Origin of the sequence: Leisingera sp. JC11, assembly GCF_040704725.1 — a bacterium.
Taxonomy (GTDB): domain Bacteria; phylum Pseudomonadota; class Alphaproteobacteria; order Rhodobacterales; family Rhodobacteraceae; genus Leisingera.
The window spans coordinates 56937-78887 of record NZ_JBFCVS010000016.1 but is presented as its reverse complement, the minus strand read 5'-3'; the positions used below and the strand labels follow the sequence as shown (position 1 = coordinate 78887).

The following is a 21951-nucleotide window of genomic DNA, read 5'->3' as shown; positions in this document are numbered from 1 at the left end:
GAGGACGGCCATGAGCCTCACGCATTTCGACACCAAGGGCGACGCCCATATGGTCGATGTCTCGGACAAGGCCGTGACCTCGCGCATCGCCACCGCCGAGGGCCATATCATTATGGCGCAGGACACCTACGACATCATTGCCGAAGGCCGCGCCAAGAAGGGAGATGTGCTGTCGGTCGCCCGCCTGGCCGGTATCATGGGCGCCAAGAAGACGCCGGACCTGATCCCGCTCTGCCACCCGCTGCCGGTGACCAAGGTCGCGGTTGAGCTCACGCTGGACCCGGATCTGCCCGGCGTTCGGATCGAAGCCACAGTCAAGACCACCGGCCAGACCGGGGTTGAGATGGAGGCCCTGACGGCTGTCTCCACCGCCGCGCTCACCGTCTATGACATGGCCAAGGCCGTGGACAAGGCGATGCAGATCGGCGGTATCCGCGTCACGCTGAAAGATGGCGGAAAATCAGGCAGGTACGAGGCGTAAATGATCCCCGTCAGCGAAGCCCGCGCGCATCTTCTGGCATTGGTCAGCCAGCTGGAAACCGAGGAAGTGCCGCTGGACCAGGCCGCAGGCCGGGTGCTCGCCCGCGATGTGCAGGCCCGCCGCGACCAGCCGCCGTTCTCCGCCTCCGCTATGGACGGCTATGCGGTCAACGCCGCCGAAGTCGAGCTGCACGCCATGTTCAAAGTGATTGGCGAGGCCGCTGCCGGCCACGCATTCAGCGGCCGCGTCGGGGCCGGACAGACGGTGCGGATCTTCACCGGAGCCCCGGTGCCGGAAGGCGCAAGTTTCGTTGTCATTCAAGAGGATGTGACCCGCAACGGCGACCTAATCACCATCACAGATGAGCCCGGCGGCAACCACAATATCCGCCCCCGCGGCGGTGATTTCACCGATGGCCAGACTGTCACCGCTCCGAAACTGCTGACCCCTGCGGACATCGCGCTTCTGGCCGCGATGAACATCCCCTCGGTCCCCGTTACACGCCGCCCCGAGGTCGCGCTGATCTCCACCGGCGACGAACTGGTGATGCCCGGCGGCACGCCAGGACCGGACCAGATCATTGCCTCCAACACCTTCGGGCTCAAGGCGATGCTGGAGGATCTCGGCGCCTGCGCCCGAATCCTGCCCATCGCCCGCGACACCGAAAGCAGCTTGCGCACCGCATTCGAACTGGCTGAGGGGGCGGATCTTGTGGTCACCATCGGTGGCGCCTCGGTCGGTGATCACGATCTGGTCGGGAAGGTAGCGCAGGATCTCGGGATGGAGCGCAGCTTCTACAAGGTCGCCATGCGCCCCGGAAAACCGCTGATGGCCGGCCGGATGGGCGCCGCCGCCATGGTTGGCCTGCCCGGTAACCCGGTATCCGCGATGGTCTGCGGCCACGTGTTTCTCGCGCCGGTGATCCGCACCATGCTAGGACTTCCGGCTGAGGCCGCGCAGCTGCGCACGGCCGGCCTGGCGGCTGCCCTGCCGGAAAACGGCCCGCGGGAGCACTACATGCGCGCAAAGGTCGAAAACGGCCGGTTGACGGCCTTTGAAAACCAGGACAGCTCGCTGCTCACCGTCCTGGCAGACGCCAACGCTCTGCTGGTCCGCCCGCCCTCCGACGGCGCCCGCGCCGTAGGAGAAACGGTGCAATACCTCTCCGTCTGAAACGGCTTCTTCTTTGCACAAATACTCGAACCTGCGGCACGCGCCGCTGGCAGGTTCTCTGCTTCTGTTCAACTACATCCATGTTGACACAAAACGTGAACATGCGTAGAACAAAAGAAAACACGAGGCACGGAGGGAGCGGCGATGCTCACAAAGAAGCAACTTCAACTGCTGGAATTCATTCACAAACGCCTGCAGCGCGATGGCGTGCCCCCCAGTTTTGACGAAATGAAGACGGAACTCGACCTGCGGTCGAAATCCGGCATCCACCGGCTGATCACGGCGCTTGAGGAACGCGGCTTCATCCGCCGCCTGCCGCACCGTGCCCGCGCCATCGAAATCATCCGCCTGCCCGAAAGCCTCGGCGGCACCGGCGAGCCGCAGGGCTTCGCACCCAAGGTGATCGAGGGCGGCCAGGCAAGAACCACGGTGCCGGCCCCGGCATCAGCAGACCCGCTGCGCCAGGCGGCGGTCGAACTGCCGGTGATGGGCCGCATTGCCGCCGGTGTGCCGATCGAGGCGATCAGCCAGGTTTCGCACCAGGTTGCGGTGCCGGGCGGCATGATCGCTCCCACCGGCCAGCACTTTGCGCTGGAGGTCAAGGGCGACTCGATGATCGAGGCCGGCATCAACGACGGCGACATCGTGGTGATCCGCGAAACCTCTGCCGCGGACAACGGCGATATCGTGGTGGCGCTGGTCGAGGGCCAGGAGGCGACGCTGAAGCGTTATTACCGCGAGGGCTCCATGATCGCCCTGGAAGCCGCCAACCCGGTCTATGAAACCCGCCGCTATCCTGAGGACATGGTGGAAGTCCAGGGCCGCCTGGTCGGGCTGATCCGCACTTACTGATCTCCCGCGCTGGTCAGAAGCTGCCGCAGGCGGCGGATTTCCCGCCCCTCCGGCTGCCAGCCTGTCCAGGGCCGCTCGCCCGCCGCGTCCCGCGCCGTCAGCAGCTTGCCGTCCCGGGTCAGGGCGAGGCTTCCGGTCTGCCGCATCACCTCCGGCGTCAGCAGCAGGCAGCCGCCGGCGCCCGGCACGGTGGAAATGATGATATCCCTATCTTTGCAATCGCTTGCTGCCGCAAGTTTACGCTTTCCCGGCGCATGCATCAGGCGGAACCCCTTACCCTGCCAGACCGGCAGGCTGTCCAGCCCGGCAGCCCATCGGGAGGCGGCAGCGGGCTGTGATGCCGGATCGCCGTCATTCTCCAGCCAGATCTCTGCAGTGAACCCTTGCCCCTTGGCGCGCGACAGCGCGCGGCCCTCGGTTCCCATCACCCCGACCAGCCCGCCGGAATCGGCAATCAGGATGTCCGGGCGCTCCGCCATGGTCCAGATCCCCAGCGCCGCGGCGGCAGGCAGCAGCCCCGCCAGCCGCAACCGGCCCTGCCAGATCACCGCAAAGACCAAGCCGCCGGAGAGCAGCGGCAGCACCCATGGTCCCGGCGCCGCCACATGCGACACCGCACCGTCAAAGCCGGAGACGCTCCGGGCCACCGCCAGGATCCACTCCATCCCCAATTGCATCACCACCAGCCCGATCCCCTCCAGCTCAAAGGGCGCCAGGCACAAAGCCAGCACGGCGGCGGGGATCACAACCGTGCCCATCACCGGCACCGACAGCAGGTTCGCCAGCAGCCCGTAGTGCGGGATGGTGTTGAAATGCGCTGCCGCAAAAGGGGCTGGGGCAGCCCCGACTACGGCAGACGAAATCACCAGCGCTGCCACCGGGCGAAGCCAGCGCGGCCCCAGCGTCACCTGCCCGTCCCGCAGCGCGGCAAACACCGCCACCAGCGCTGCGGTGGCGGCAAAGCTCATCTGGAATCCGGGGCTCAGCAGGCTTTCCGGCCGCCTGAGCAGCACGATCACCGCTGCCACTGCGACCGCGCGCAGGGTGATCGCCCGCCGGTTCAGCAGAACCGCTCCGAACATCACCGCCACCATGACGAAGGCGCGCTCCGTCGCCACATTGCCGCCCGACAGCAGCAGATACCCCGCCCCGGCTGCCAGCGCCGCGGCGGCGGCCAGCTTCTTGACCGGCCAGCGCAGCGCGGCCCAGGGCACCAGGCACATCAGGCTGCGCAGCGCGGCAAAGACAAAGCCGGTCAGCAGCCCCATGTGCAGGCCGGAGATGGCCAGAAGATGCGCCAGGTTGCTCTGCCGCAACGCGGTCAGTGTCTCCTCGCCCACACCGCTGCGGTCACCGGCGGTGACAGCCGCTGCAAAGCCACCGGCCTCCCCGGGCAGCCGCTTTTGCAGATACTGCGCCAGCGATCTGCGTAGCCGCTCAACCGGCTTGTCAGCACCGGGGGCTTCCGCCAGCAGCACCGGCACCCGTGTGTAGCCCAGCCCGCCGAGCTGTTTGAACCATGCGTGGCGCCGGAAGTCGAACCCGCCGGGCTCCACCGGCCCCTGCGGCGGCAGCAGATGCGCGGTGGTCATCACCCGCGCGCCAGGCGGTGGCAGATCCGTCTGCCCCTTCAGCGAAATCCTGACCCGCGCAGGCGTATCCGATGGCGCAACCCGGTCCAGCCGCACCTGATCCAGCGTCAGCCGCAGCGCGTCGGTGGGCGACCGGTCCACCGACACCACCCGCCCCGCGACCGGGCCGTAATAGCGGAAGTCCAGAACCGGGGCGGAGACCCAATGCGCTCGCGCATAGGCCAGGCACAGCCCCGACGCCAGCAGCGCAGGCACCCAGCAAAGAAACGCCAGCGGCCGCCGCAGCAGCGCGCAGACACCGAACATCAGCGACAGGGAAGCCAAGCCGGCAATCACCGCGCCGCCTGGTTCCGATTTCAGGCTGAAATAGATCCCGATCCCGGCGCCCAAAAGCACCGGCACCCAGAGAAACAGGTTGCCGCGCTGTGCGTGCAGAACGTCGCTGATGGCAGTGCCAAGGCGCATGCTTGCCCCCCGCCTTCTGGCCCGGTAGACAGGCGGAAACACTACGCCTCACATGGTTTCCAAAAGGTAAATCCTGCACATGACCCAACCGGTTGTCACCCGCTTCGCGCCCTCTCCCACCGGCTATCTGCACATCGGCGGCGCCCGCACCGCGCTGTTCAACTGGCTGTACGCCCGCGGCCGCGGCGGCAAGTTCCTGCTGCGGATCGAGGACACCGACCGCGAACGCTCCACGCCCGAGGCGACCGCCGCCATCCTGCAGGGCATGGAATGGCTGGGCCTGGATCATGACGGCGAGGTGATCAGCCAGTTCGAGCGCGCCGGCCGCCACGCCGAGGTTGCCAAGCAGCTGCTGGCCGAAGGCAAGGCCTACAAATGCTTTGCCACCCAGGAGGAAATCGCCGCCTTCCGCGACCAGGCCAAGGCCGAGGGCAAATCGACCCTCTACCGCTCGCCCTGGCGCGACGCGGACCCCGCCAGCTATCCGGATGCGCCTTATGTGATCCGCATCAAGGCACCGCAGGACGGCGCCACCGTGATCAAGGACGAGGTCCAGGGCGATGTCACCATCCGCAACGACCAGCTCGATGACATGATCCTGCTGCGCTCCGACGGCACCCCGGTCTACATGCTGGCGGTGGTGGTCGATGACCACGACATGGGAGTGACCCATGTGATCCGCGGCGACGATCACCTGAACAACGCCGCCCGCCAGATGATGATCTATCAGGCGATGGGCTGGGACGTGCCGGTCTGGGCCCATATCCCGCTGATCCACGGCGCCGACGGAAAGAAGCTGTCCAAACGCCACGGCGCGCTCGGCGCCCAGGAGTATCAGGCGATGGGCTACCCGGCCGCGGGCATGCGCAACTACCTGGCACGTCTCGGCTGGTCGCACGGCGATGACGAGTTTTTTACGGACAGCCAGGCCAAAGAGTGGTTTAATCTCGCTGGCATTGGCAAAAGCCCGGCCCGGTTCGACACCAAGAAGCTGGAGAATCTCTGCGGCCAGCACATTGCCATTGGCGATGATGCCGCGCTGCGGCAGGAAATCTGCGCCTATCTGGCCGCTGCCGGGGAACCCGCCTTGACTGACGCGCAGTCACAGGGGCTGGAACGTGCGATGTATTGCCTCAAGGATCGGGCGCGCACTTTCCCTGAACTGCTTGAAAAAGCGCATTTTATCCTTGCTTCACGGCCTCTTGAACGGGATGCGAAGGCAGAAAAGGCATTGTCTTCTGTATCCGATGGTATACTGGAAGAATTGACGCCGCAGCTGCAAAATGCTAGCTGGGTCCGTGACGATCTGGAGGCGCTTCTGAACGCATTTGCAGAAGCACATGATACCAAGTTCGGCAAGCTGGCAGGCCCCTTGCGGGCGGTGCTGGCCGGCCGGGCGGTAACGCCTTCGGTGTTCGATATGATGCTGATTCTGGGCCGCGAGGAAACCCTCGCCCGGCTCAAGGACGCAACAGGCTGACCCGGGTCTGAACTGCCGGGCACGCCTGTTTCTGAGACGACAACCCCTGCGCGGAGACGCGCAGGCGCTGCCCCGCATGAAGACGCCCGAACGGGGCAGCTTTCGTGCCCGCAACAGGAAGGGACATCTATGACCGAGACACAGAAATCTGCCACGCTCACGCTGAATGGCGAAAATTACGAGCTGCCCATTTTCTCGCCAACGGCCGGGCCCGATGTTGTCGACATCCGCAAGCTCTATGCGCAGGCAGGTGTGTTCACCTACGACCCGGGCTTCACCTCCACCGCCAGCTGCGACAGCACCATCACCTATATCGACGGCGACAAAGGTGAACTGCTGCACCGCGGCTACCCGATCGACCAGTTGGCCTCAAAGTCGCACTATCTCGAGGTTTGCTACCTGCTGCTGTACGGTGAGCTGCCGACCGCGGCGCAGCTCGAGGATTTCGAGACCCGTGTGACCCGTCACACCATGGTGCATGAGCAGATGCACAACTTCTTCCGCGGCTTCCGCCGCGACGCGCACCCGATGGCGACCCTGGTGGGTGTTGTCGGCGCAATGTCGGCCTTCTACCACGACTCGCTGGACGTGACCGATCCCTGGCAGCGCGAGGTGGCCGCGGTCCGTCTGATTGCCAAGTTGCCGACCATTGCGGCGATGGCCTACAAGTATTCGATCGGCCAGCCGTTCGTGTACCCGCGCAATGACCTGGATTACGCCGCCAACTTCCTGCACATGTGCTTCTCGGTTCCGGCCGAGGAATACCATGTGAACCCGATCCTCAGCCGGGCGATGGACCGCATCCTGACCCTGCACGCGGATCATGAGCAGAACGCCTCCACCTCCACCGTGCGCCTGGCGTCTTCCTCCGGGGCGAACCCGTTCGCCTGTATCGCAGCCGGCATCGCCTGCCTCTGGGGCCCGGCCCACGGCGGCGCCAACCAGGCTTGCCTGGAGATGCTCAAGGAAATCGGCACCGTCGACCGCATTCCGGAATACATCGCCCGCGCAAAGGACAAGAACGACCCGTTCCGCCTGATGGGCTTTGGCCACCGCGTGTACAAGAACACCGACCCGCGCGCCAAGGTGCTGAAACAGTCCGCGGACGAGGTGCTGGAACTGCTGGGTGTCGACGACAACCCGCTGCTGCAAGTCGCTAAGGAGCTGGAGCGCACCGCGCTGCACGACGAATACTTCATCCAGAAGAAGCTGTTCCCGAACGTCGACTTCTACTCCGGCATCATCCTGGAGGCGATGGGCTTCCCGACCTCGATGTTCACCCCGATCTTCGCGCTGTCGCGCACCGTCGGCTGGATCTCGCAGTGGAAAGAGATGATCGCGGATCCGCAGAACAAGATCGGCCGCCCGCGTCAGCTGTACCTCGGCGAAACCATGCGCGACTACGTCGATATCGAACAGCGCTAAACGCCGGTTCTAGCCATCCAGACGCCCCGCACACCGCGGGGCGTTTTCTTTTGTGCCCCCCTGCTCGCGGCCGTCCCGAACTCTGCGGGGCAACCCGCGGAAATGGCGGCCGTCCGGGGCAATAGCCAGATTCCAGCCGGACTGTTTCTTCCAAAAATTCAATATTTAGGAGTATTTGACTAAATCCACACAACCCCATACTGAACTGGAGAGTTTACTCGATTTGGCAGACCGCCCCGCGCGTGTATTTGCAGAATGCTATCTGCCTGGCAGCTAAGGGATTGATGACATGGAATTTTTGATTTTGCTCGGCATCGGCCTCACAATCGGCGGCGTGGCGGTTGCGCTGGATGATGATGAGGAGGAAGCCTTTCAAACGCAAAACGGCACTGAGGGTGACGATCTTCTGCTCGGCAACGACGCGAACGACCACATCAGCGGCGGTGAGGGGGCGGACTCCATCGGCGGCTTTGGCGGCAATGACCTGATCCGGGGCGAAGATGGAAGTGATCTTCTGGATGGCGGCAGCGGTGCGGACGAACTGGACGGTGGAGAGGGACAGGATTCGCTTTACGGTGACGAGGGCGATGACTACCTGCATGGCGAAGCCGATCCCGACTTTCTCGCCGGAGAGGCGGGGAACGACACATTGAATGGCGGCGGCGGTCTCGATTTTCTGCATGGCGGCACCGGCAATGACGTGCTCCAGGGAAGCCTTGGCGCAGACTACCTGCGAGGCGATGATGGCAATGACGATCTGGATGGCGGTTATGGCGGCGACGCCCTGCACGGCGGCGATGGCGCCGACTCACTTGAAGGCGGCGAAGGAAATGATCTTCTGAACGGCGGCGATGTCCTGGGCCGGGGGCCGAGCTTCGCTGAGGACGTGTTCGATGATCTGGTTCATGGCCTTTCACCGAACTCCATCGGAAGTGAGTCCTATATGATCAGCGATGATGGCACCGGCGACGAGTTGCTCGGCGGCAATGGCCAAGACACTCTGATCGGCGGTGGGGATGATACCCTGACCGGCGGGGATGGTGCGGATGAATTCGTGGCAGGCGACTGGCTGAGCGACGGCGAATACGCCACCGTCACCGATTTCATTGCCAGCGAAGACATGATTGTCTACCGCTATGATGAAACCGCCGCTGCGCCGAACCTTACTATTGTGAGCATTGCCAACCCGGACGGCACAAATGACGCCGAATTGCGGGCTGATGGTGAAACCGTGCTGCGCATCACAGACGTAAGTGAGGATTTCAATCTCGAAGCCCAGGTTGCCTTGGTAGCATCCCCGATGGCTTAGACGGTTTGCCGCCCCGGCGCTGGATAGCGCCGGGGTGTCTGGAACGCCTCAGCGCCCCTCGAATTTCGCGGGGCGCTTTTCCATGAAGGCCGTCACCCCTTCCAGGAAATCCCGGGTCTTGCCGCACTGCCCCTGCAGATGCGCTTCTTCCGACAGCTGTTCTGCCAAGGTGCGGCCATAGCTTTCGCGCAGGGCGGATTTGGTGGCGGCAAAGGCCTTGCTGGGGCCGCTGGCCAGATAGGCCGCGCGCTGCCGCCAATGGGCCTCGAATTCAGCGTCCGGAACCGTTTCCCAGATCATCCCCCAGTCGCTGGCCTGCTGGGCGCTGATGCGGTCGGCAAACAGGGCCGCACCCATTGCCTTGGCCAGACCGATCTGGCGCGGCAGGAACCAGGTGCCGCCGGCATCGGGGATCAGCCCGATCCTGGTGAAGGCCTGCATGAAGAACGCGCTTTCGCAGGCAATCACCACATCGGCGGCCAGCGCCAGATTGGCGCCCGCCCCGGCTGCAGCGCCGTTGACCGCGGCCACCACAGGCACCGGGCAGTCATAGATTGCCTGCAGCATCGGCAGGTATTCGTCGCGCAGGGTGCGCTCCAGGTCGAGCGGGCCGCCGTTGCTTCCCGCATCGCTCAAATCCTGGCCGGAGCAGAACGCATCGCCCGTGCCGGTCAGCACCACCGCCCGTGCCTCGCCCGCGGCCAGCCGCATTGCATGGGTGATCTCAGAGCGCATCCGGCTGGTCAGCGCGTTCTTGCGCGCCTCCCGGTTCAGCGTGATCACCGCCAGCCCGTCCTGCAGCGAAAACAGGATTTCTTTGTATTCCATCGGAGTGCCCTACCTAAAAAAGCCTTGGGCCGCGGGATCTGTCTGCCGCCGCAGCCGGTTGGCAGGCATGGTGACGCAAAGCGCGCAGGCCGGAAAGGCAGACCCGGCGTCAATCCTCCAGGATTTTCCGCAGCCGTTCCTGCTCTTCTTCGCTCAGCCGCTGTTCAGCCGCCTTGGGCGACCGTGCGCGGCCGCGGACATAGAAGACACCGATCACCAGCGCCGCCAGCAGCATCAGCGGCCCGGCGGCCCACAACAGCCAGTTGGCGCCGCTGGCAGTGGGGCGCAGGAGCACATATTCGCCGTAGCGGTCGACGATGAAATCCATCGCCTCGCGGTCGCTGTCGCCAGCCACCAGCCGCTCGCGCAGCAGCACCCGCAAATCGCGGGCCAGCTCGGCGTTGGATTCATCAATGCTCTCGTTGCGGCAGACCAGGCAGCGCAGGTCCTTGGACAGCTCCCGCGCACGGGCCTCCAGCGCCGGATCCTCCAGCACCTCATCCGGCTCCACCGCCAGCACAGGCGCCGGGGCGAAGACCGCAACGGCCATCAGCGCCGCAAGGGCAAGGATCAGAAGACGCATCTGTTTCATTCCGCTGGCACTCCCGCCGATGGTGTCTTGCGCGCACCCGCCGCCACCCGGAAGCGCCGGTCGCTGAGGCTCAGGAGCCCGCCGAGCGACATCAGGATGCAGCCCGCCCAGATCCAGTTGGCAAAGGGCTTGATATAGGTGCGCATGGTCCAGCTGCCGTCTTGCTGCTGATCCCCCAGAACCACATAGAGGTCGCGGGTCACGCGGTAATCAATCGCGGCCTCGGTGGTTGGCATCTTGGCCACTGGATAGTCGCGTTTCTCCGGGAACATCACCGCCTCGGGGCGGCCGTTGCGGGTCACCTCGACCCGGCCCTTGGTGGTGAAGTAGTTCGGCCCCTGCTCGCGGCTGACGTCCTGCAGCACCAGGGTAAAGGCGCCCACGTCAAACGGTTCGCCAATGCGGGCGACGCGGATGTCCTCCTGCTCCCAGGCGGTCAGGCCGGCGATGGCAAAAATGGTTATGCCGAGCCCGCCATGGGCGACGGCCTTGCCCCAATCCGCCCGCGGCAGCCGCAGCATCCGCTGCAGGCGGTTTGATTTGCCGCTGCGCAGCCACAGATCCGCCAGCGCGCCAAAGACCATCCAGGAGCCGAGGAACAGCCCCACCGGACCCAGCGCGGAACGTTCGGTCTGCATCGCCCAGGCCAGCACGCCCAGCGACACCGCCAGCAGGAACACATAGCGCAGCTGCCAGGCCACCCGGCCGATGCGCCCGCGCTTCCAGGGCAGCATGGCGCCCACCGGCAGCAGAAGCCCCAGCACCACCATGAACGGGGTGAAGGCAGAGTTGAAGAACGGCGGGCCGACGCTCAGCTTGCGGGCAAAGACCATCTCCGCGACGATCGGCCATACGGTGCCGAAGAACACCACAAAGCAGCTCACGGCCAGCAGGATATTGTTGGCCACCAGCGCGGTTTCGCGGCTGACCATGCCAAACAGCCCCTTGGCCTCCATCGCCTGCGCGCGGGCTGCAAACAGCGTCAGCGCGCCGCCGGTGAAGAAGGCCAGGATGAACAGGATGAACACGCCGCGTTCCGGGTCGTTGGCGAAGGCGTGCACGCTGGTGATGATGCCGGAGCGCACGATGAAGGTGCCGATCAGCGAGAAGCCGAACGCCAGGATCGCCAGCAGGATGGTCCAGCTTTTCAGCGCTTCCCGTTTTTCCACCACGATGGCGGAGTGCAGCAGCGCCGCGGCCAGCAGCCAGGGCATGAAGGAGGCGTTTTCAACCGGGTCCCAGAACCAGAAACCGCCCCAGCCCAGCTCGTAATAGGCCCACCAGGACCCCAGCGCGATGCCGATGGTCAGGAAGATCCAGGCCGCCAGCGTCCAGGGCCGCACCCAGCGGCCCCAGGCGGCGTCGACGCGGCCTTCGATCAGGGCGGCAACGGCAAAGGAGAACGCCATCGAAAGCCCCACATAGCCGAGGTAGAGGAACGGCGGGTGGAAGGCGAGGCCCGGGTCCTGCAAGAGCGGGTTCAGGTCCTGCCCGTCAAACGGCGGGACCGTCAGCCGCAGGAACGGGTTCGAGGTGAACAGGATGAAGGCAAAGAAGGCAACGCCGATGGCGGCCTGAACCGACAGCACCCGTGCCTTCAGTGTCGGTGGCAGCCCGCCGCCGAAGACGGATGCCATGGCCCCGAACAGACTGACGATCAGCACCCACAACAGCATCGAGCCCTCGTGGTTCCCCCAGGTGCCGGAGATCTTGTAGAGCATCGGCTTGGCCGAGTGGCTGTTCAGCGTCACCAGTTTCAGCGAGAAGTCGGAGGTGATGAAAGCCCACATCAGCGCGCCGAATGAGAACGCGGTGAACAGGAACTGCGCCTGTGCTGCGGGCTCCGCCACGGCCATCCAGCCGGGCCAGCGTTTATGGGCACCGATCAACGGGATAACGGCCTGCACGATGGCGATCATGAAGGCGAGAATTAGGGCGAAATGTCCGAGTTCTGTGATCATGTGCCGCTATGTCCATGCATGGTCTCTAGGGATGGGTTTCCTATACGCCTCTCTGCGGGGAGGGCCAATGGCAAACGCCGCGCCACGCCGCCGCAGAAGGCAAATTGTGATCAGCCGCGGCGGGTTTTCCAGGCCTCCAGTGCCGGGTTCGCCCCGGCTGAGGTGGTCTCCAGCCGGGCGGCTGCATCGGAGCCTGTGCTGGCGGCAGCAGGTGAGTCTGCCCGCAAGCGTTCCAGCGCCGCGATGTTCCGGGCAACTTGCGGCATCCGCACCACGCTGGCGGCCAGGCCCTGCTGGAATTCCTGGCTTTTGACCTGATGCCGCGCACCGAAATAGAAGGAGACGATGACCCCCAGCAGCCACCACAACGGTTCCGGCACCAGCGCCAGCCCTTGCATCCGGGCGGCGAACCAGACCGGATCGCTGAGGGCGGAGATCAGCAGCGCCAGGGTTCCCAGCGCCAGCATCGGCCGCGGCAGCCGGTTGACCCCGTCCATGAACCGGTCGAACCGGCTTTTGCCGCCGTACCGGAACTCCGCCGCCAGCTGGCGCAGCGCCGCGGACTGCGTATCATGCTCCCGCTGTGCACCCGCCTCGGCGTTTTCCCGGAACACCTCGACGGTTTCCCGCAAGACATTGCGGCGGCTGCCGAAAATCAGGCCAAGGACATCTGCGATCAGCCCCATGATTCTGTCCTCCGCTGAAACGCCTGACGGCTCAGATGGTACTGGGCGGAGATGAACTCCTCGGCCCGTTTGATCCAGCCGCCTTTGGTGCCGTCGCGGGCGCGGGCAAATTTGCGGCTGGCGGCGCGGCGGTCGGCAAGGCGGAAGTAGTAGTTCCGGCGGGCAATACCGTAGGCGTCGCGCAGGGCATCCGCGTCAACCAATGCCGCCTGCTCTGCCGCTGATGCGGTCTGCGGGCCGATGGCGCCATCTACGGAAACTTCAAACCCCATTTCGTTCAGCAGCCGCTGCAGGATGCGCACCGCATTGCTGCCGGCATTCACATACATGTCGAACACCGTCGCCTGCAGGCAGGCTGGCAGGCTGGCTATCCGGGGGGCTTCGAAATAGTGGCGGATGAAAATCTCTACTGCCTGCGCCCGGCTGAGCCTGTGCACATCCTCAATCCCTATCGACCCGTCGCCGGTCAGGTCCAGCCCCAGCCGCCGAAGGGTGCCAAGGGTCACCCCGTGTTTGGTGGCGCCGCCGGGATCATCCGGGTCATTCACAAAGCCGCCTTCGCGCGCCACGATCTGTTCTGCAATCTCGTTTACAGTCTGCATGTCACCTCACCACTTCCGGTTCGGAACATGCTGCCGCAAAGGTGCTAACATCCGCTGAGACCACCGTACGCTGCCTGCGCAACACCCTTGGGAAGCGCCGCCGCGCAATGCGCGGTGCGGTGGCCGGCCCAACGCAAAACGCCTCCCCGAGGGGAGGCGTCATTGGGGCGGGAGGGCTCTACCTTGAGCGCTAGCCTCAGGTCTCGGGCTCCTGATAGACCCCCTGCTCCTTCAGCGCGTCCATGACTTCCTTGGGCATGTAGGTTTCGTCGTGTTTTGCCAGGATTTCAGTGGCTTCAAACACGCCGTTCACATAGCTGCCGGTGCCGACCATGCCCTGGTTCTCCTCAAACAGGTCGGGCAGAACGCCGGTATAGGCCACCTGAACCGTTGCGCCGCCGTCGGTGACGGCAAAGCGCACGGTCTCGCCCTGGCCGCGCTGCAGCGAGCCTTCGGCCACCAGTCCGCCGATGCGGAACACCTCGGACGGTTTCGGCGGCGCTTCGGCCACCTGGCTGGGCGAACGGAAATAGTTGATCCCGTCCCGCATGGCATAGCCGATCAGGGCGGTTGCAACGATCAGGGCCACCGCGGCAACCGCGATGACCTGGATACGGCGCTGTTTCTTCAGGTTCTTCATGGTGTCCTCATTTCAGGCCCAGGCCAGCGCCGCCCCCGGTTACGGGAACAGCGGCGCCATCATCAGGCCCTCGGTCTCTTCCTCACCTAACATCAGGTTTGCGTTCTGCAAGGCCTGGCCGCTGCTTCCTTTTGTCAGGTTATCCAGTGCCGCAAAGACGATGGCGCGGCCTTCGATCCGGTCCTGCGCAACACCGATATGGCAGAAGTTCGAGCCGCGCACATGATGGGTGCTCGGCGCCTCGCCAAAGGGCAGAAGCTCGATGAAGGGCTCATCGGCATAGGCCTTGGCAAAGGTGTCATGGATTGCCTGCGCATCGCCCTTCACATAGACGGTGGCCAGGATGCCGCGGTTGGCGGGCAGCAGATGCGGGGTGAACTGCACTTTCACAGGCCGGCCTGCGATCTTGCTGAACTCCTGGTCAAACTCGCCCAGGTGCCGGTGTGTGCCGCCGATCGCATAGGCGTTGTAGCCCTCGCTCAGCTCCGCGTGCAGCAGGTTCTCCTTGAGCGACCGGCCGGCGCCTGACACTGCGCATTTCAGGTCCAGGATGATTTCGTCCAGATCGATGACGCCTGCCTCGATCAGCGGCCGCAGGGCAAACTGGCCGGTGGCGGCGTTGCAGCCGGTGCCGGCAACCAGGCGGGCGGACTTGATGTCCTCCCGGTAGAACTCGGTGAGGCCGTAAACCGCCTCTTCCTGCTGCTCCAGCGCGGCGTGCGGGTTGCCGTACCATTTCTCGTATTCTGCTGGGTCGCGCAGCCGGAAGTCCGCCGACAGGTCGACGATCTTGAGGTCCTTGGGCAGGGCCGCGATCACCTCCTGGCTGGTCTTATGCGGCAGCGCGCAGAAGCAGAGGTCGATGCCGGAGAAATCGATCTCATCGATCTTGCACAGGACCGGCAGTTCCATATGGCGCAGGTGCGGGAACACTTCGGCCATGGTCATGCCGGCTTTGCGGTCGGCGGACAGCGCCGCGATGTCGATGTTCGGGTGCTGGGCAATCAGCCGCACCAGTTCGGCGCCGGTGTAGCCGGAAGCGCCAAGAATAGCCACTTTATGGGTCATGTCAGACCTCGTCTTTCGATGTGATATGCCGGTTCCGCAGCCATCTGCGGAGAGAAATAGGGAAAACTTCGCCCGCGCACTTTGACCTGGAACAAGGTTCCGGGCGGATGCGGTCAGGCTGCCTGAAAGGTGATTTCCCGTCGGAGGAACTGGGTCGCGCGGTCGCTGACGCGGCCCGGGTTTCCGGTGGTAAAGAAGCCGCCGCCGCCATTGCCGTACATGTTTGGATGCCGCTGCAGGTAATCCGCCAGGCTGTCGGCCACCAGGCTGCCCTGGCTGAACACCTTGACCTCCGGCCCCAGCGCCTCCTGAAAGGTCTGCTCCATCAGCGGGTAATGGGTGCAGCCGAGGATCGCGGCCTGCGGATGCGGCATCTTGCGTTTCAGCGCATCAACGTGGGAGCGCACCAGCGCTTCGGCCAGGATCATGTCGCCGTCCTCGATCGCATCGACAACGCCGCCGCAGGCCTGCGCCTCGACATCAACGCCGATGGCGCGGAATGCCAGTTCCCGCTGGAAAGCGCGGCTGGCGACGGTGGCCGGGGTGGCAAACAGCGCGACGTGCTTCACCTCCACCTCGCGCGGCGGCGAGTTGTCGCCCCACTGCCGTTCGGTCAGCGCCTCGATCAGCGGCACAAAGACGCCCAGCACCCGCTTGCCTGCGGGCAGCCCGCCCTCCTGCATCCGCCGCAGCGCGGCGGCGGAGGCGGTGTTGCAGGCGAGGATCACCAGATCGCAGCCCTTGTCCCACATGTCGGCGACCGCGGATTTGGTCAGCTGATACACATCCTCCGCGTCGCGCACGCCGTAGGGCGCGCGGGCGTTGTCGCCGTAATAAAGGAAATCCACATCCGGCAGGCGCTTTTGCGCCGCGTCCAGGACGGTCAGCCCGCCCAGGCCTGAATCAAAGATGCCTACAGCCATTTCGCCTTCTCACGCGCGGTGTTTCTCTTCGAACTCAAACCCATACCCGTAGGATTTGAGAGGTTCTGGAGAAAGCTCATACGTCGCTTTGCGCAAGAAATCCATAAGGGCTTTTGTGTCTTTGGCCATTGGCGCCAGAACGTCGCGGCCAATTGCTTCGCCGATCACCACACGGACCGGGGTATCGACACGCTTGCGGAACTCCTGGATCAGCAGCCCCATGCGCAGGGTCGCGTGCAGGTGGCTGGCGATCTGGAACAGGCGCGAGGTGTGGCCGTCAAAGAACACCGGCACCACCACGGCATCGGACTTGGCGATCATTCGGGCGGTGAAGCCGCGCCAGCCGGGATCCATCGGATGCCCCAAGGGACGCGCGGCGGTAGAGACGGTGCCGCCCGGAAAAATGCCGATGGCGCCGCCCTGCCCCAGATAGCTGAGCGCCTCCTTGCGGGTCGCCAGGTTGGTGCGCATGGCTTCCTTCGTCTCCGCAAAATCCACCGGCAGGATCACCTTGTTCAGATCTTCCGCCTTGCGGAAGACATGGTTGGCTAGAATGCGGAAATCGCCGCGGGCCTCGGACAGGATATGCCCCATCATCAGCCCGTCGAGGATGCCATAGGGATGGTTGGCAATCAGGATCACCGGCCTGTCCTGCGGAATGTTGCTGAGCGCGCCGCCGGCCACATCCAGCGTCAGCCCGTAGCGCTCAGCCATCACCGACCAGAAGCTGCGGCCCGCGGCGACCTCCTGCTCGTAGCCGACGGCGCGGCGGATCAGGTTGAGGCGCCCTGTGGAATTCTCCATCAGCCGGATCACTGCGCGGCCTGCGCGGGTGGAGGCGGAATGGGCATAGGAAATGTCACGGGCGATATGGTGCTGCGCCTGCATCTGCGGGAGGTCTCCGTTGGGTGTCTGCGGCCAGATAAAGCCGGAGGCGCATTATGCAACAGGAGCGTAACAGGGGTGTGACGCTTTGCAGCAAGCCCTGGCAGCGGCGCGGCCCCGGACAGCAGAGGAATTGCTGCGGGCAGGACGCTGCGGAACGGCAAGCGCCGCGCGACAGCGCGGCGCTCGGCCCAACGGTCTTGGGCCTTTTCTTGAAAGGAAAAGGATCAAGGCGGGCGGGAGTGCCCCGCCCTGCCCGATGTTACTCTGCGGCCTGCTTGACCGGCACACCGCCCTGGCGCAGGGCTTCAAGCAGCTCCTCGCGGCGCTTGGCGGCCTTCTGTTCATTGGCCATCTTGACCGGGCCGAAGCCGCGGATCTGCAGCGGCAGTTCGGCCAGTGCCACCAGCGGCTCCATGATCTCCGGCGCAGCCTTGGGCAGCCATTCCTTCATGTCACCCTCGTACTGCTTGATCAGCGCGCGCTCCATCTTGCGTTCCACGGTGTAGCCGAAGATGTCGAGCGGAGTGCCGCGCAGGGACTTCAGTTTGGCCAGCAGGCGGAACCAGCGCTCCATGCCGGCGCCGAATTTGCGCTTCTTCGGGCGGCCGTTCGGGTCGGTGCCGCCCAGCATCGGCGGCGCCAGATGGTAGGAGAGCTTCAGGTCGCCTTCGAATTCCGCTTCCGCCTTGGCGCGGCTGTCCAGCAGCAGGCGGGCAACCTCGTATTCGTCCTTGTAGGACAGCAGCTTGTGGTAGCCCTTTGCCACCGCCTCCTTCAGCGCTGGATCGTTGATGCCGTCCAGCAGCTTGCCATAGCGTTTCGCCAGGCCCTTGCCCTGGTAGGCCACGAGGTGAGCGGCGCGGAAGGCGATTTTCTCCTCCAGCGTCTTGGGCTTGTCCACCACCTTGGGCTCGATCAGCCTGGCGGCCTCTTCCGGGTGCAGCACCGCCCAGCGGCCGATGTCGAAGGCGCGCTTGTTGCGGTCCACCGCGGCGCCGTTCATCTCAATCGCCTGTGCGATGGCCTCGAAGCTGACCGGGATCAGCCCCTTCTGCCAGGCGCCGCCGAACACCATCATGTTCGAGAAGATTGAGTCGCCCATGGTGACGCGGGCCAGTTCAGAGGCATCAAACAGGTCCAGCTGGTCGCGGAGACGGGCTTGCAGAGCCAGTTCCAGACGGTCGGAGGGCACCTTGAATTCGGTGTTCTTGGTGAATTCGCCGGTGATGATCTCGTGGCTGTTCACCACAGCGCCGGTCTTGCCGGTGGTGGTCAGGCCCAGGGTCTTGGCGCCGGCGCTGACCACCAGGTCGCCGCCTATCAGCGCATGCGCCTCGCCGGTGGCGACGCGGATGGCGGAGATGTCCTCGGGCTTGTTGGCAATCCGGCAGTGGATATGCACTGCACCGCCCTTCTGGGCGAGGCCGGCCATTTCCATCAGCCCGGCGCCCTTGCCGTCGATCTGCGCCGCTTGCGCCAGAACCGCGCCGATGGTCACAACGCCGGTGCCGCCGACGCCGGTGATCACCACGTTATGGGTGCCGTCAATCGCGGGCAAGGCCGGCTGCGGCAGATGCGGCAGGTCGAGGCCCGCGGTTGCTTCCTTGCGGATCTTGGCGCCTTCGACGGTCACGAAGGACGGGCAGAAGCCGTTGAGGCAGGAGAAGTCCTTGTTGCAGGAGGACTGGTCGATGGCGCGCTTGCGGCCCAGTTCGGTGTCCTTGGGCACGATGGAGACGCAGTTCGACTGCACGCCGCAATCGCCGCAGCCCTCGCAAACGTCGGAGTTGATGAACACCCGCTGATCCGGGTCCGGGAACTGGCCCCGCTTGCGGCGGCGGCGCTTCTCGGCGGCGCAGGTCTGGATGTAGATGATGGCAGAGACGCCTTCGACCTGTTCGAACTCGCGCTGGATCTTCATCATTTCGGCGCGTTCATGCATCCGCATTCCGGCCGGGAACAAGGCCGCGTCCACGTCTTCCTTTTCGTCATAGACCACGGCCATGGTCTTGACGCCCATCGCCTTCAGCTCATGCGCGATCTGCTGGGCAGTCAGGCCGCCCTCGGCCTGCTGGCCGCCGGTCATCGCCACCGCGTCATTGTAGAGGATCTTGTAGGTGATGTTGGTGCCTTCGGCCAATGCGGCGCGGATCGCCTGAACGCCGGAGTGGTTATAGGTGCCGTCGCCGAGGTTCTGGAACACATGCTTGCGGGTGGAGAACGGTGCCTCGCCGACCCAGTTCACGCCCTCGCCGCCCATATGGGTGAAGCCGGTGGTTTCGCGGTCCATCCACTGCACCATGAAGTGGCAGCCGATGCCGGCATAGGCGCGGGAGCCGTCCGGCAGGCGGGTGGAGGAATTGTGCGGGCAGCCGGAGCAGAAATACGGCAGGCGGGTGGCGATTTCCTCGGCGTTGTCGGCGCGGCGCGCCTCTGCCAAGGCTTCCAGCCCGGCCTTGATTGCCTCGGTCTCGCGGCCCTCCTCGATCAGGATGCCGCCCAGTTTCTCGGCGATCATGATCGGGTCGAGCGCATATTTGGTCGGGAACAGTTCCTCGCGGTGCATGCCGCCGGCGCCGCCCTTGTACCAGCCGTAAACCCGGCGGCCGCGGCGGTTGTCAAAGATCGCTTCCTTGATCTGGATTTCGATCAGCTTGCGCTTTTCCTCGACCACGACGATCAGGTCCAGCCCCTCGGCCCAGTCGTTGAAGCCCTTCATGTCCATCGGCCAGGTCTGGCCCACCTTGTAGGTGGTGATGCCCAGCCGTTCGGCCATGTTCTCGTCGATGTTCAAGAGCTTCAGAGCATGCACCAGGTCGAGCCAGTTCTTGCCCGCGGCGACAAAACCGATCTTGGCGCCGGGCTTGCCCCACATGCGCTTGTCCATCTTGTTGGCGTGGCTGAACGCCTCTGCCGCAAAGCGCTTGTAGTCGATGATGCGGTTTTCCTGGCGGAAGCGGTCGTCATCCAGGCGGATGTTGAGCCCGTCGGCCGGCATGTCGAATTCCGGGGTGACCAGCTGCATCCGATCCGGGCGGGCGTCGACAACCGAGGTCACCTCGATGGTGTCCTTCATGGTCTTGAGGCCGGTCCAGAGGCCAGAGAAGCGGCTGAGCGCATAGCCGTAGATGCCGTAATCCAGGATTTCCTGCACGCCGGCCGGGCTGACGATCGGCAGGTAGCAGTCCAGGAGCGACCATTCCGACTGGTGCAGCACGGTGGAGCTTTCGCCGGTGTGGTCATCGCCCATCGCCAGCAGCACGCCGCCGTATTTGGAGGAGCCCGCCATATTGGCGTGGCGGATCGCATCGCCGGAGCGGTCAACGCCCGGGCCCTTGCCGTACCACAGGCCAAAGACGCCGTCATACTTGCCTTCGCCGCGCACCTCGGCCTGCTGCGCGCCCCAAAGGGCGGTGACGGCCAGATCCTCGTTCAGACCGTACTGAAAGGTGACATCCGCCTCTTTCAGCTGCTTTTCGGCGCGGGACATCTGCAGGTCCACTGCCCCCAGGGGCGAACCGCGGTAGCCGGTGACAAGCCCGGCGGTGTTGAGACCCGCCGCCATGTCGCGGTGCTTCTGCATCAGCATCAGCCGCACCAGCGCCTGGGTGCCGTTCAGCAGCACGGGCGATTTGGTCAGATCATACTTGTCGTTCAGAGTGATTTTCGGCGTGCTCATCGTGGCCTCCTCAACCGGGATTAGCTTGCACTTTCTGCCCGCAAGAATAGGTCATAAATACTGACCTGAATAGCCGCATTTTTTTCGATTTTGCTCGCTTGCGCCGTCAAAACTGATACATAACTAAGATTTCATACAGTCGGCCCCGAACGGACAGAAAGTAACACATATGGATTGGGATAAGCTCAGAATATTTCACGCAGTGGCCGATGCGGGCAGCCTGACCCATGCGGGTGACAAGCTGAATTTGTCCCAATCAGCGGTCAGCCGCCAGATCCGCGCACTGGAAGAGAGCCTCAATGCGACGCTTTTCCACCGCCATGCGCGCGGACTGATTCTCACCGAGCAGGGCGAGCTGCTGTTTGACGCCACCCAATCCATGTCCGCTCGGCTGGAGGCGGCCTCTGCCCGCATCCGCGACAGCGAGGAGGAGGTGTTCGGCGAGTTGCGCGTCACCACCACTGTCGGCTTTGGCACCCTGTGGCTGGCACCGCGGCTGACCAAGCTTTATGAGCAGTACCCCAACCTCAAGATCGACCTGATGCTGGAGGAGCGGGTGCTGGACCTGCCGATGCGCGAAGCCGATGTGGCGATCCGCATGAAGGAGCCCAGCCAGGCCGATCTGGTGCGCAAGCGGCTGATGACCGTGCGCATGGGGCTTTATGCAACGCCGGAGTATCTGGAGAAGCACGGCAATCTGGAAACCTCCGAAGATATCACCCAGCACCGGCTGATCTGTCAGAACCAGCGCTCGGCCCAGGTGGGCTCTGCCGCGGTGCTGGGCAAGAAGCTGATGGCGCTGGATCCCGGCTCGCTGCTGACGGTGAACAACTACTTCGGCGTGCTGCAGGGCGTGCTGCACAATCTGGGCATCGGCATTCTGCCGGACTATGTGACGGAGGAATTTCCGCAGCTGGTCGAAGTGCTGCCGGAAGAGGTTCAGAACGAGGTGCCGGTCTACCTCGCCTATCCGGAGGAGCTGCGCCATTCCCAGCGCGTCGGCGCCTTCCGCGACTTTGTGCAGAGCGAAATCATGGCCCACCGCAAGCATATGAAGGAACTCGGCAAGCTCTGAGCGTCCGGTTCCTTTTCTGGCCTGAGTATTCTAGGGGTTTGCGGCCGCTAGGAAGGTCCGGATATCCGCGGCCCGGCACATCCGGTGCCAGCCATGCAAAAACCGCATAGCAGCATTGACGCTGATTTGGCGTTAATCCCCTTGAAGGGTTAACCGCGGCGCCCTAAATGAACCTCATGAAGGCGGCGGCGCTGCCCCCCTTCATACCTCCCTGTTGGACTTCGGCCGAGCT

At 64.4% G+C, this 21951-nt stretch carries 18 protein-coding genes; 7 read left to right on the top strand and 11 right to left on the bottom strand.

Annotation, left to right across the window (positions count from 1 at the left end; all coding sequences use genetic code 11):
* Window positions 1-10 precede the first annotated feature (10 nt).
* The 3 genes from moaC (at window position 11) to lexA (ending at window position 2506) form a co-directional block, all read left to right on the top strand.
* Window positions 11-481, top strand: a complete 471-nt coding sequence (moaC, locus tag AB1A62_RS16910) for a cyclic pyranopterin monophosphate synthase MoaC (protein WP_366662635.1) — start codon at window positions 11-13, stop codon at window positions 479-481.
* Window positions 482-1654, top strand: a complete 1173-nt coding sequence (gene glp, locus AB1A62_RS16905; RefSeq protein ID WP_366662634.1) for a gephyrin-like molybdotransferase Glp — start codon at window positions 482-484, stop codon at window positions 1652-1654.
* Between the two features lie 144 nt (window positions 1655-1798).
* A complete protein-coding gene (gene lexA / locus AB1A62_RS16900; protein WP_366662632.1) occupies window positions 1799-2506 on the top strand; it encodes a transcriptional repressor LexA in 708 nt (235 codons plus the stop codon).
* On the opposite strand, the gene AB1A62_RS16895 is transcribed toward lexA, so the two are convergent.
* On the bottom strand, window positions 2500-4563 hold the full coding sequence (locus AB1A62_RS16895; RefSeq protein WP_366662631.1) for a ComEC/Rec2 family competence protein: 2064 nt from the start codon (window positions 4561-4563) through the stop codon (window positions 2500-2502). The genes lexA and AB1A62_RS16895 overlap by 7 nt on opposite strands.
* 79 nt (window positions 4564-4642) lie before the next feature.
* Here AB1A62_RS16895 and gltX point away from each other — a divergent pair, with 79 nt between their 5' ends.
* From gltX to AB1A62_RS16880, 3 genes are all read left to right on the top strand, one after another.
* Entirely contained in the window at window positions 4643-6043 is a 1401-nt protein-coding gene (gene gltX, locus AB1A62_RS16890; RefSeq protein ID WP_366662630.1) for a glutamate--tRNA ligase, read from the top strand.
* A gap of 129 nt (window positions 6044-6172) precedes the next feature.
* Window positions 6173-7468 (top strand): citrate synthase, encoded by a 1296-nt coding sequence (locus tag AB1A62_RS16885; RefSeq protein WP_366662629.1) that lies wholly within the window; start codon window positions 6173-6175, stop codon window positions 7466-7468.
* A 289-nt stretch (window positions 7469-7757) separates the two neighbouring features.
* On the top strand, window positions 7758-8777 hold the full coding sequence (locus AB1A62_RS16880; RefSeq protein ID WP_366662628.1) for a calcium-binding protein: 1020 nt from the start codon (window positions 7758-7760) through the stop codon (window positions 8775-8777).
* 48 nt (window positions 8778-8825) lie between these two features.
* Here AB1A62_RS16880 and AB1A62_RS16875 read toward each other — a convergent pair whose 3' ends face one another.
* From AB1A62_RS16875 to AB1A62_RS16830, 10 genes are all read right to left on the bottom strand, one after another.
* The gene (locus AB1A62_RS16875; protein WP_366662627.1) at window positions 8826-9605 is read right to left on the bottom strand and encodes an enoyl-CoA hydratase-related protein; all 780 of its coding nucleotides are present in this window, start codon (window positions 9603-9605) and stop codon (window positions 8826-8828) included.
* 109 nt (window positions 9606-9714) lie between these two features.
* Window positions 9715-10188 (bottom strand): cytochrome c-type biogenesis protein, encoded by a 474-nt coding sequence (locus AB1A62_RS16870; protein ID WP_366662650.1) that lies wholly within the window; start codon window positions 10186-10188, stop codon window positions 9715-9717.
* 5 nt (window positions 10189-10193) lie between these two features.
* A complete protein-coding gene (locus AB1A62_RS16865) occupies window positions 10194-12158 on the bottom strand; it encodes a heme lyase CcmF/NrfE family subunit (RefSeq protein WP_366662626.1) in 1965 nt (654 codons plus the stop codon).
* A gap of 110 nt (window positions 12159-12268) precedes the next feature.
* On the bottom strand, window positions 12269-12844 hold the full coding sequence (locus tag AB1A62_RS16860; protein WP_366662625.1) for a holin family protein: 576 nt from the start codon (window positions 12842-12844) through the stop codon (window positions 12269-12271).
* Window positions 12835-13446, bottom strand: a complete 612-nt coding sequence (locus AB1A62_RS16855; protein WP_366662624.1) for a holin-associated N-acetylmuramidase — start codon at window positions 13444-13446, stop codon at window positions 12835-12837. Before AB1A62_RS16855 ends, AB1A62_RS16860 begins: the two co-directional genes overlap by 10 nt.
* Before the next feature lie 196 nt (window positions 13447-13642).
* Window positions 13643-14086, bottom strand: coding sequence for a cytochrome c maturation protein CcmE (ccmE, locus tag AB1A62_RS16850; RefSeq protein WP_174144811.1), 444 nt, complete (start codon window positions 14084-14086; stop codon window positions 13643-13645).
* 39 nt (window positions 14087-14125) lie between these two features.
* Window positions 14126-15154 carry an N-acetyl-gamma-glutamyl-phosphate reductase gene (gene argC, locus AB1A62_RS16845; protein ID WP_366662623.1) on the bottom strand — a complete coding sequence of 343 codons (1029 nt, stop codon included), beginning with the start codon at window positions 15152-15154 and terminating at the stop codon, window positions 14126-14128.
* Window positions 15155-15267: 113 nt separating this feature from the next.
* Window positions 15268-16077 carry a glutamate racemase gene (gene murI, locus AB1A62_RS16840; protein ID WP_366662622.1) on the bottom strand — a complete coding sequence of 270 codons (810 nt, stop codon included), beginning with the start codon at window positions 16075-16077 and terminating at the stop codon, window positions 15268-15270.
* Window positions 16078-16086: 9 nt separating this feature from the next.
* A complete protein-coding gene (locus tag AB1A62_RS16835) occupies window positions 16087-16965 on the bottom strand; it encodes a lysophospholipid acyltransferase family protein (protein WP_366662621.1) in 879 nt (292 codons plus the stop codon).
* Window positions 16966-17224: 259 nt separating this feature from the next.
* Window positions 17225-20644 carry an indolepyruvate ferredoxin oxidoreductase family protein gene (locus AB1A62_RS16830; RefSeq protein WP_366662620.1) on the bottom strand — a complete coding sequence of 1140 codons (3420 nt, stop codon included), beginning with the start codon at window positions 20642-20644 and terminating at the stop codon, window positions 17225-17227.
* Window positions 20645-20813: 169 nt separating this feature from the next.
* Here AB1A62_RS16830 and AB1A62_RS16825 point away from each other — a divergent pair, with 169 nt between their 5' ends.
* Window positions 20814-21719 carry a LysR family transcriptional regulator gene (locus AB1A62_RS16825; protein ID WP_366662619.1) on the top strand — a complete coding sequence of 302 codons (906 nt, stop codon included), beginning with the start codon at window positions 20814-20816 and terminating at the stop codon, window positions 21717-21719.
* Window positions 21720-21951: the final 232 nt, after the last annotated feature.

What these genes read in the sequence shown, in the direction of transcription:
- AB1A62_RS16895 (WP_366662631.1), bottom strand. Translation starts at nt 4,563, where the DNA reads ATGCGCCTTGGCACTGCCATCAGCGACGTTCTGCACGCACAGCGCGGC.
- gltX (WP_366662630.1), top strand. Translation starts at nt 4,643, where the DNA reads ATGACCCAACCGGTTGTCACCCGCTTCGCGCCCTCTCCCACCGGCTAT.
- AB1A62_RS16855 (WP_366662624.1), bottom strand. Translation starts at nt 13,446, where the DNA reads ATGCAGACTGTAAACGAGATTGCAGAACAGATCGTGGCGCGCGAAGGC.
- AB1A62_RS16860 (WP_366662625.1), bottom strand. Translation starts at nt 12,844, where the DNA reads ATGGGGCTGATCGCAGATGTCCTTGGCCTGATTTTCGGCAGCCGCCGC.
- glp (WP_366662634.1), top strand. Translation starts at nt 482, where the DNA reads ATGATCCCCGTCAGCGAAGCCCGCGCGCATCTTCTGGCATTGGTCAGC.
- AB1A62_RS16835 (WP_366662621.1), bottom strand. Translation starts at nt 16,965, where the DNA reads ATGCAGGCGCAGCACCATATCGCCCGTGACATTTCCTATGCCCATTCC.
- ccmE (WP_174144811.1), bottom strand. Translation starts at nt 14,086, where the DNA reads ATGAAGAACCTGAAGAAACAGCGCCGTATCCAGGTCATCGCGGTTGCC.
- AB1A62_RS16830 (WP_366662620.1), bottom strand. Translation starts at nt 20,644, where the DNA reads ATGAGCACGCCGAAAATCACTCTGAACGACAAGTATGATCTGACCAAA.
- AB1A62_RS16885 (WP_366662629.1), top strand. Translation starts at nt 6,173, where the DNA reads ATGACCGAGACACAGAAATCTGCCACGCTCACGCTGAATGGCGAAAAT.
- AB1A62_RS16880 (WP_366662628.1), top strand. Translation starts at nt 7,758, where the DNA reads ATGGAATTTTTGATTTTGCTCGGCATCGGCCTCACAATCGGCGGCGTG.
- AB1A62_RS16865 (WP_366662626.1), bottom strand. Translation starts at nt 12,158, where the DNA reads ATGATCACAGAACTCGGACATTTCGCCCTAATTCTCGCCTTCATGATC.
- AB1A62_RS16875 (WP_366662627.1), bottom strand. Translation starts at nt 9,605, where the DNA reads ATGGAATACAAAGAAATCCTGTTTTCGCTGCAGGACGGGCTGGCGGTG.
- lexA (WP_366662632.1), top strand. Translation starts at nt 1,799, where the DNA reads ATGCTCACAAAGAAGCAACTTCAACTGCTGGAATTCATTCACAAACGC.
- moaC (WP_366662635.1), top strand. Translation starts at nt 11, where the DNA reads ATGAGCCTCACGCATTTCGACACCAAGGGCGACGCCCATATGGTCGAT.
- argC (WP_366662623.1), bottom strand. Translation starts at nt 15,154, where the DNA reads ATGACCCATAAAGTGGCTATTCTTGGCGCTTCCGGCTACACCGGCGCC.
- AB1A62_RS16825 (WP_366662619.1), top strand. Translation starts at nt 20,814, where the DNA reads ATGGATTGGGATAAGCTCAGAATATTTCACGCAGTGGCCGATGCGGGC.
- AB1A62_RS16870 (WP_366662650.1), bottom strand. Translation starts at nt 10,188, where the DNA reads ATGCGTCTTCTGATCCTTGCCCTTGCGGCGCTGATGGCCGTTGCGGTC.
- murI (WP_366662622.1), bottom strand. Translation starts at nt 16,077, where the DNA reads ATGGCTGTAGGCATCTTTGATTCAGGCCTGGGCGGGCTGACCGTCCTG.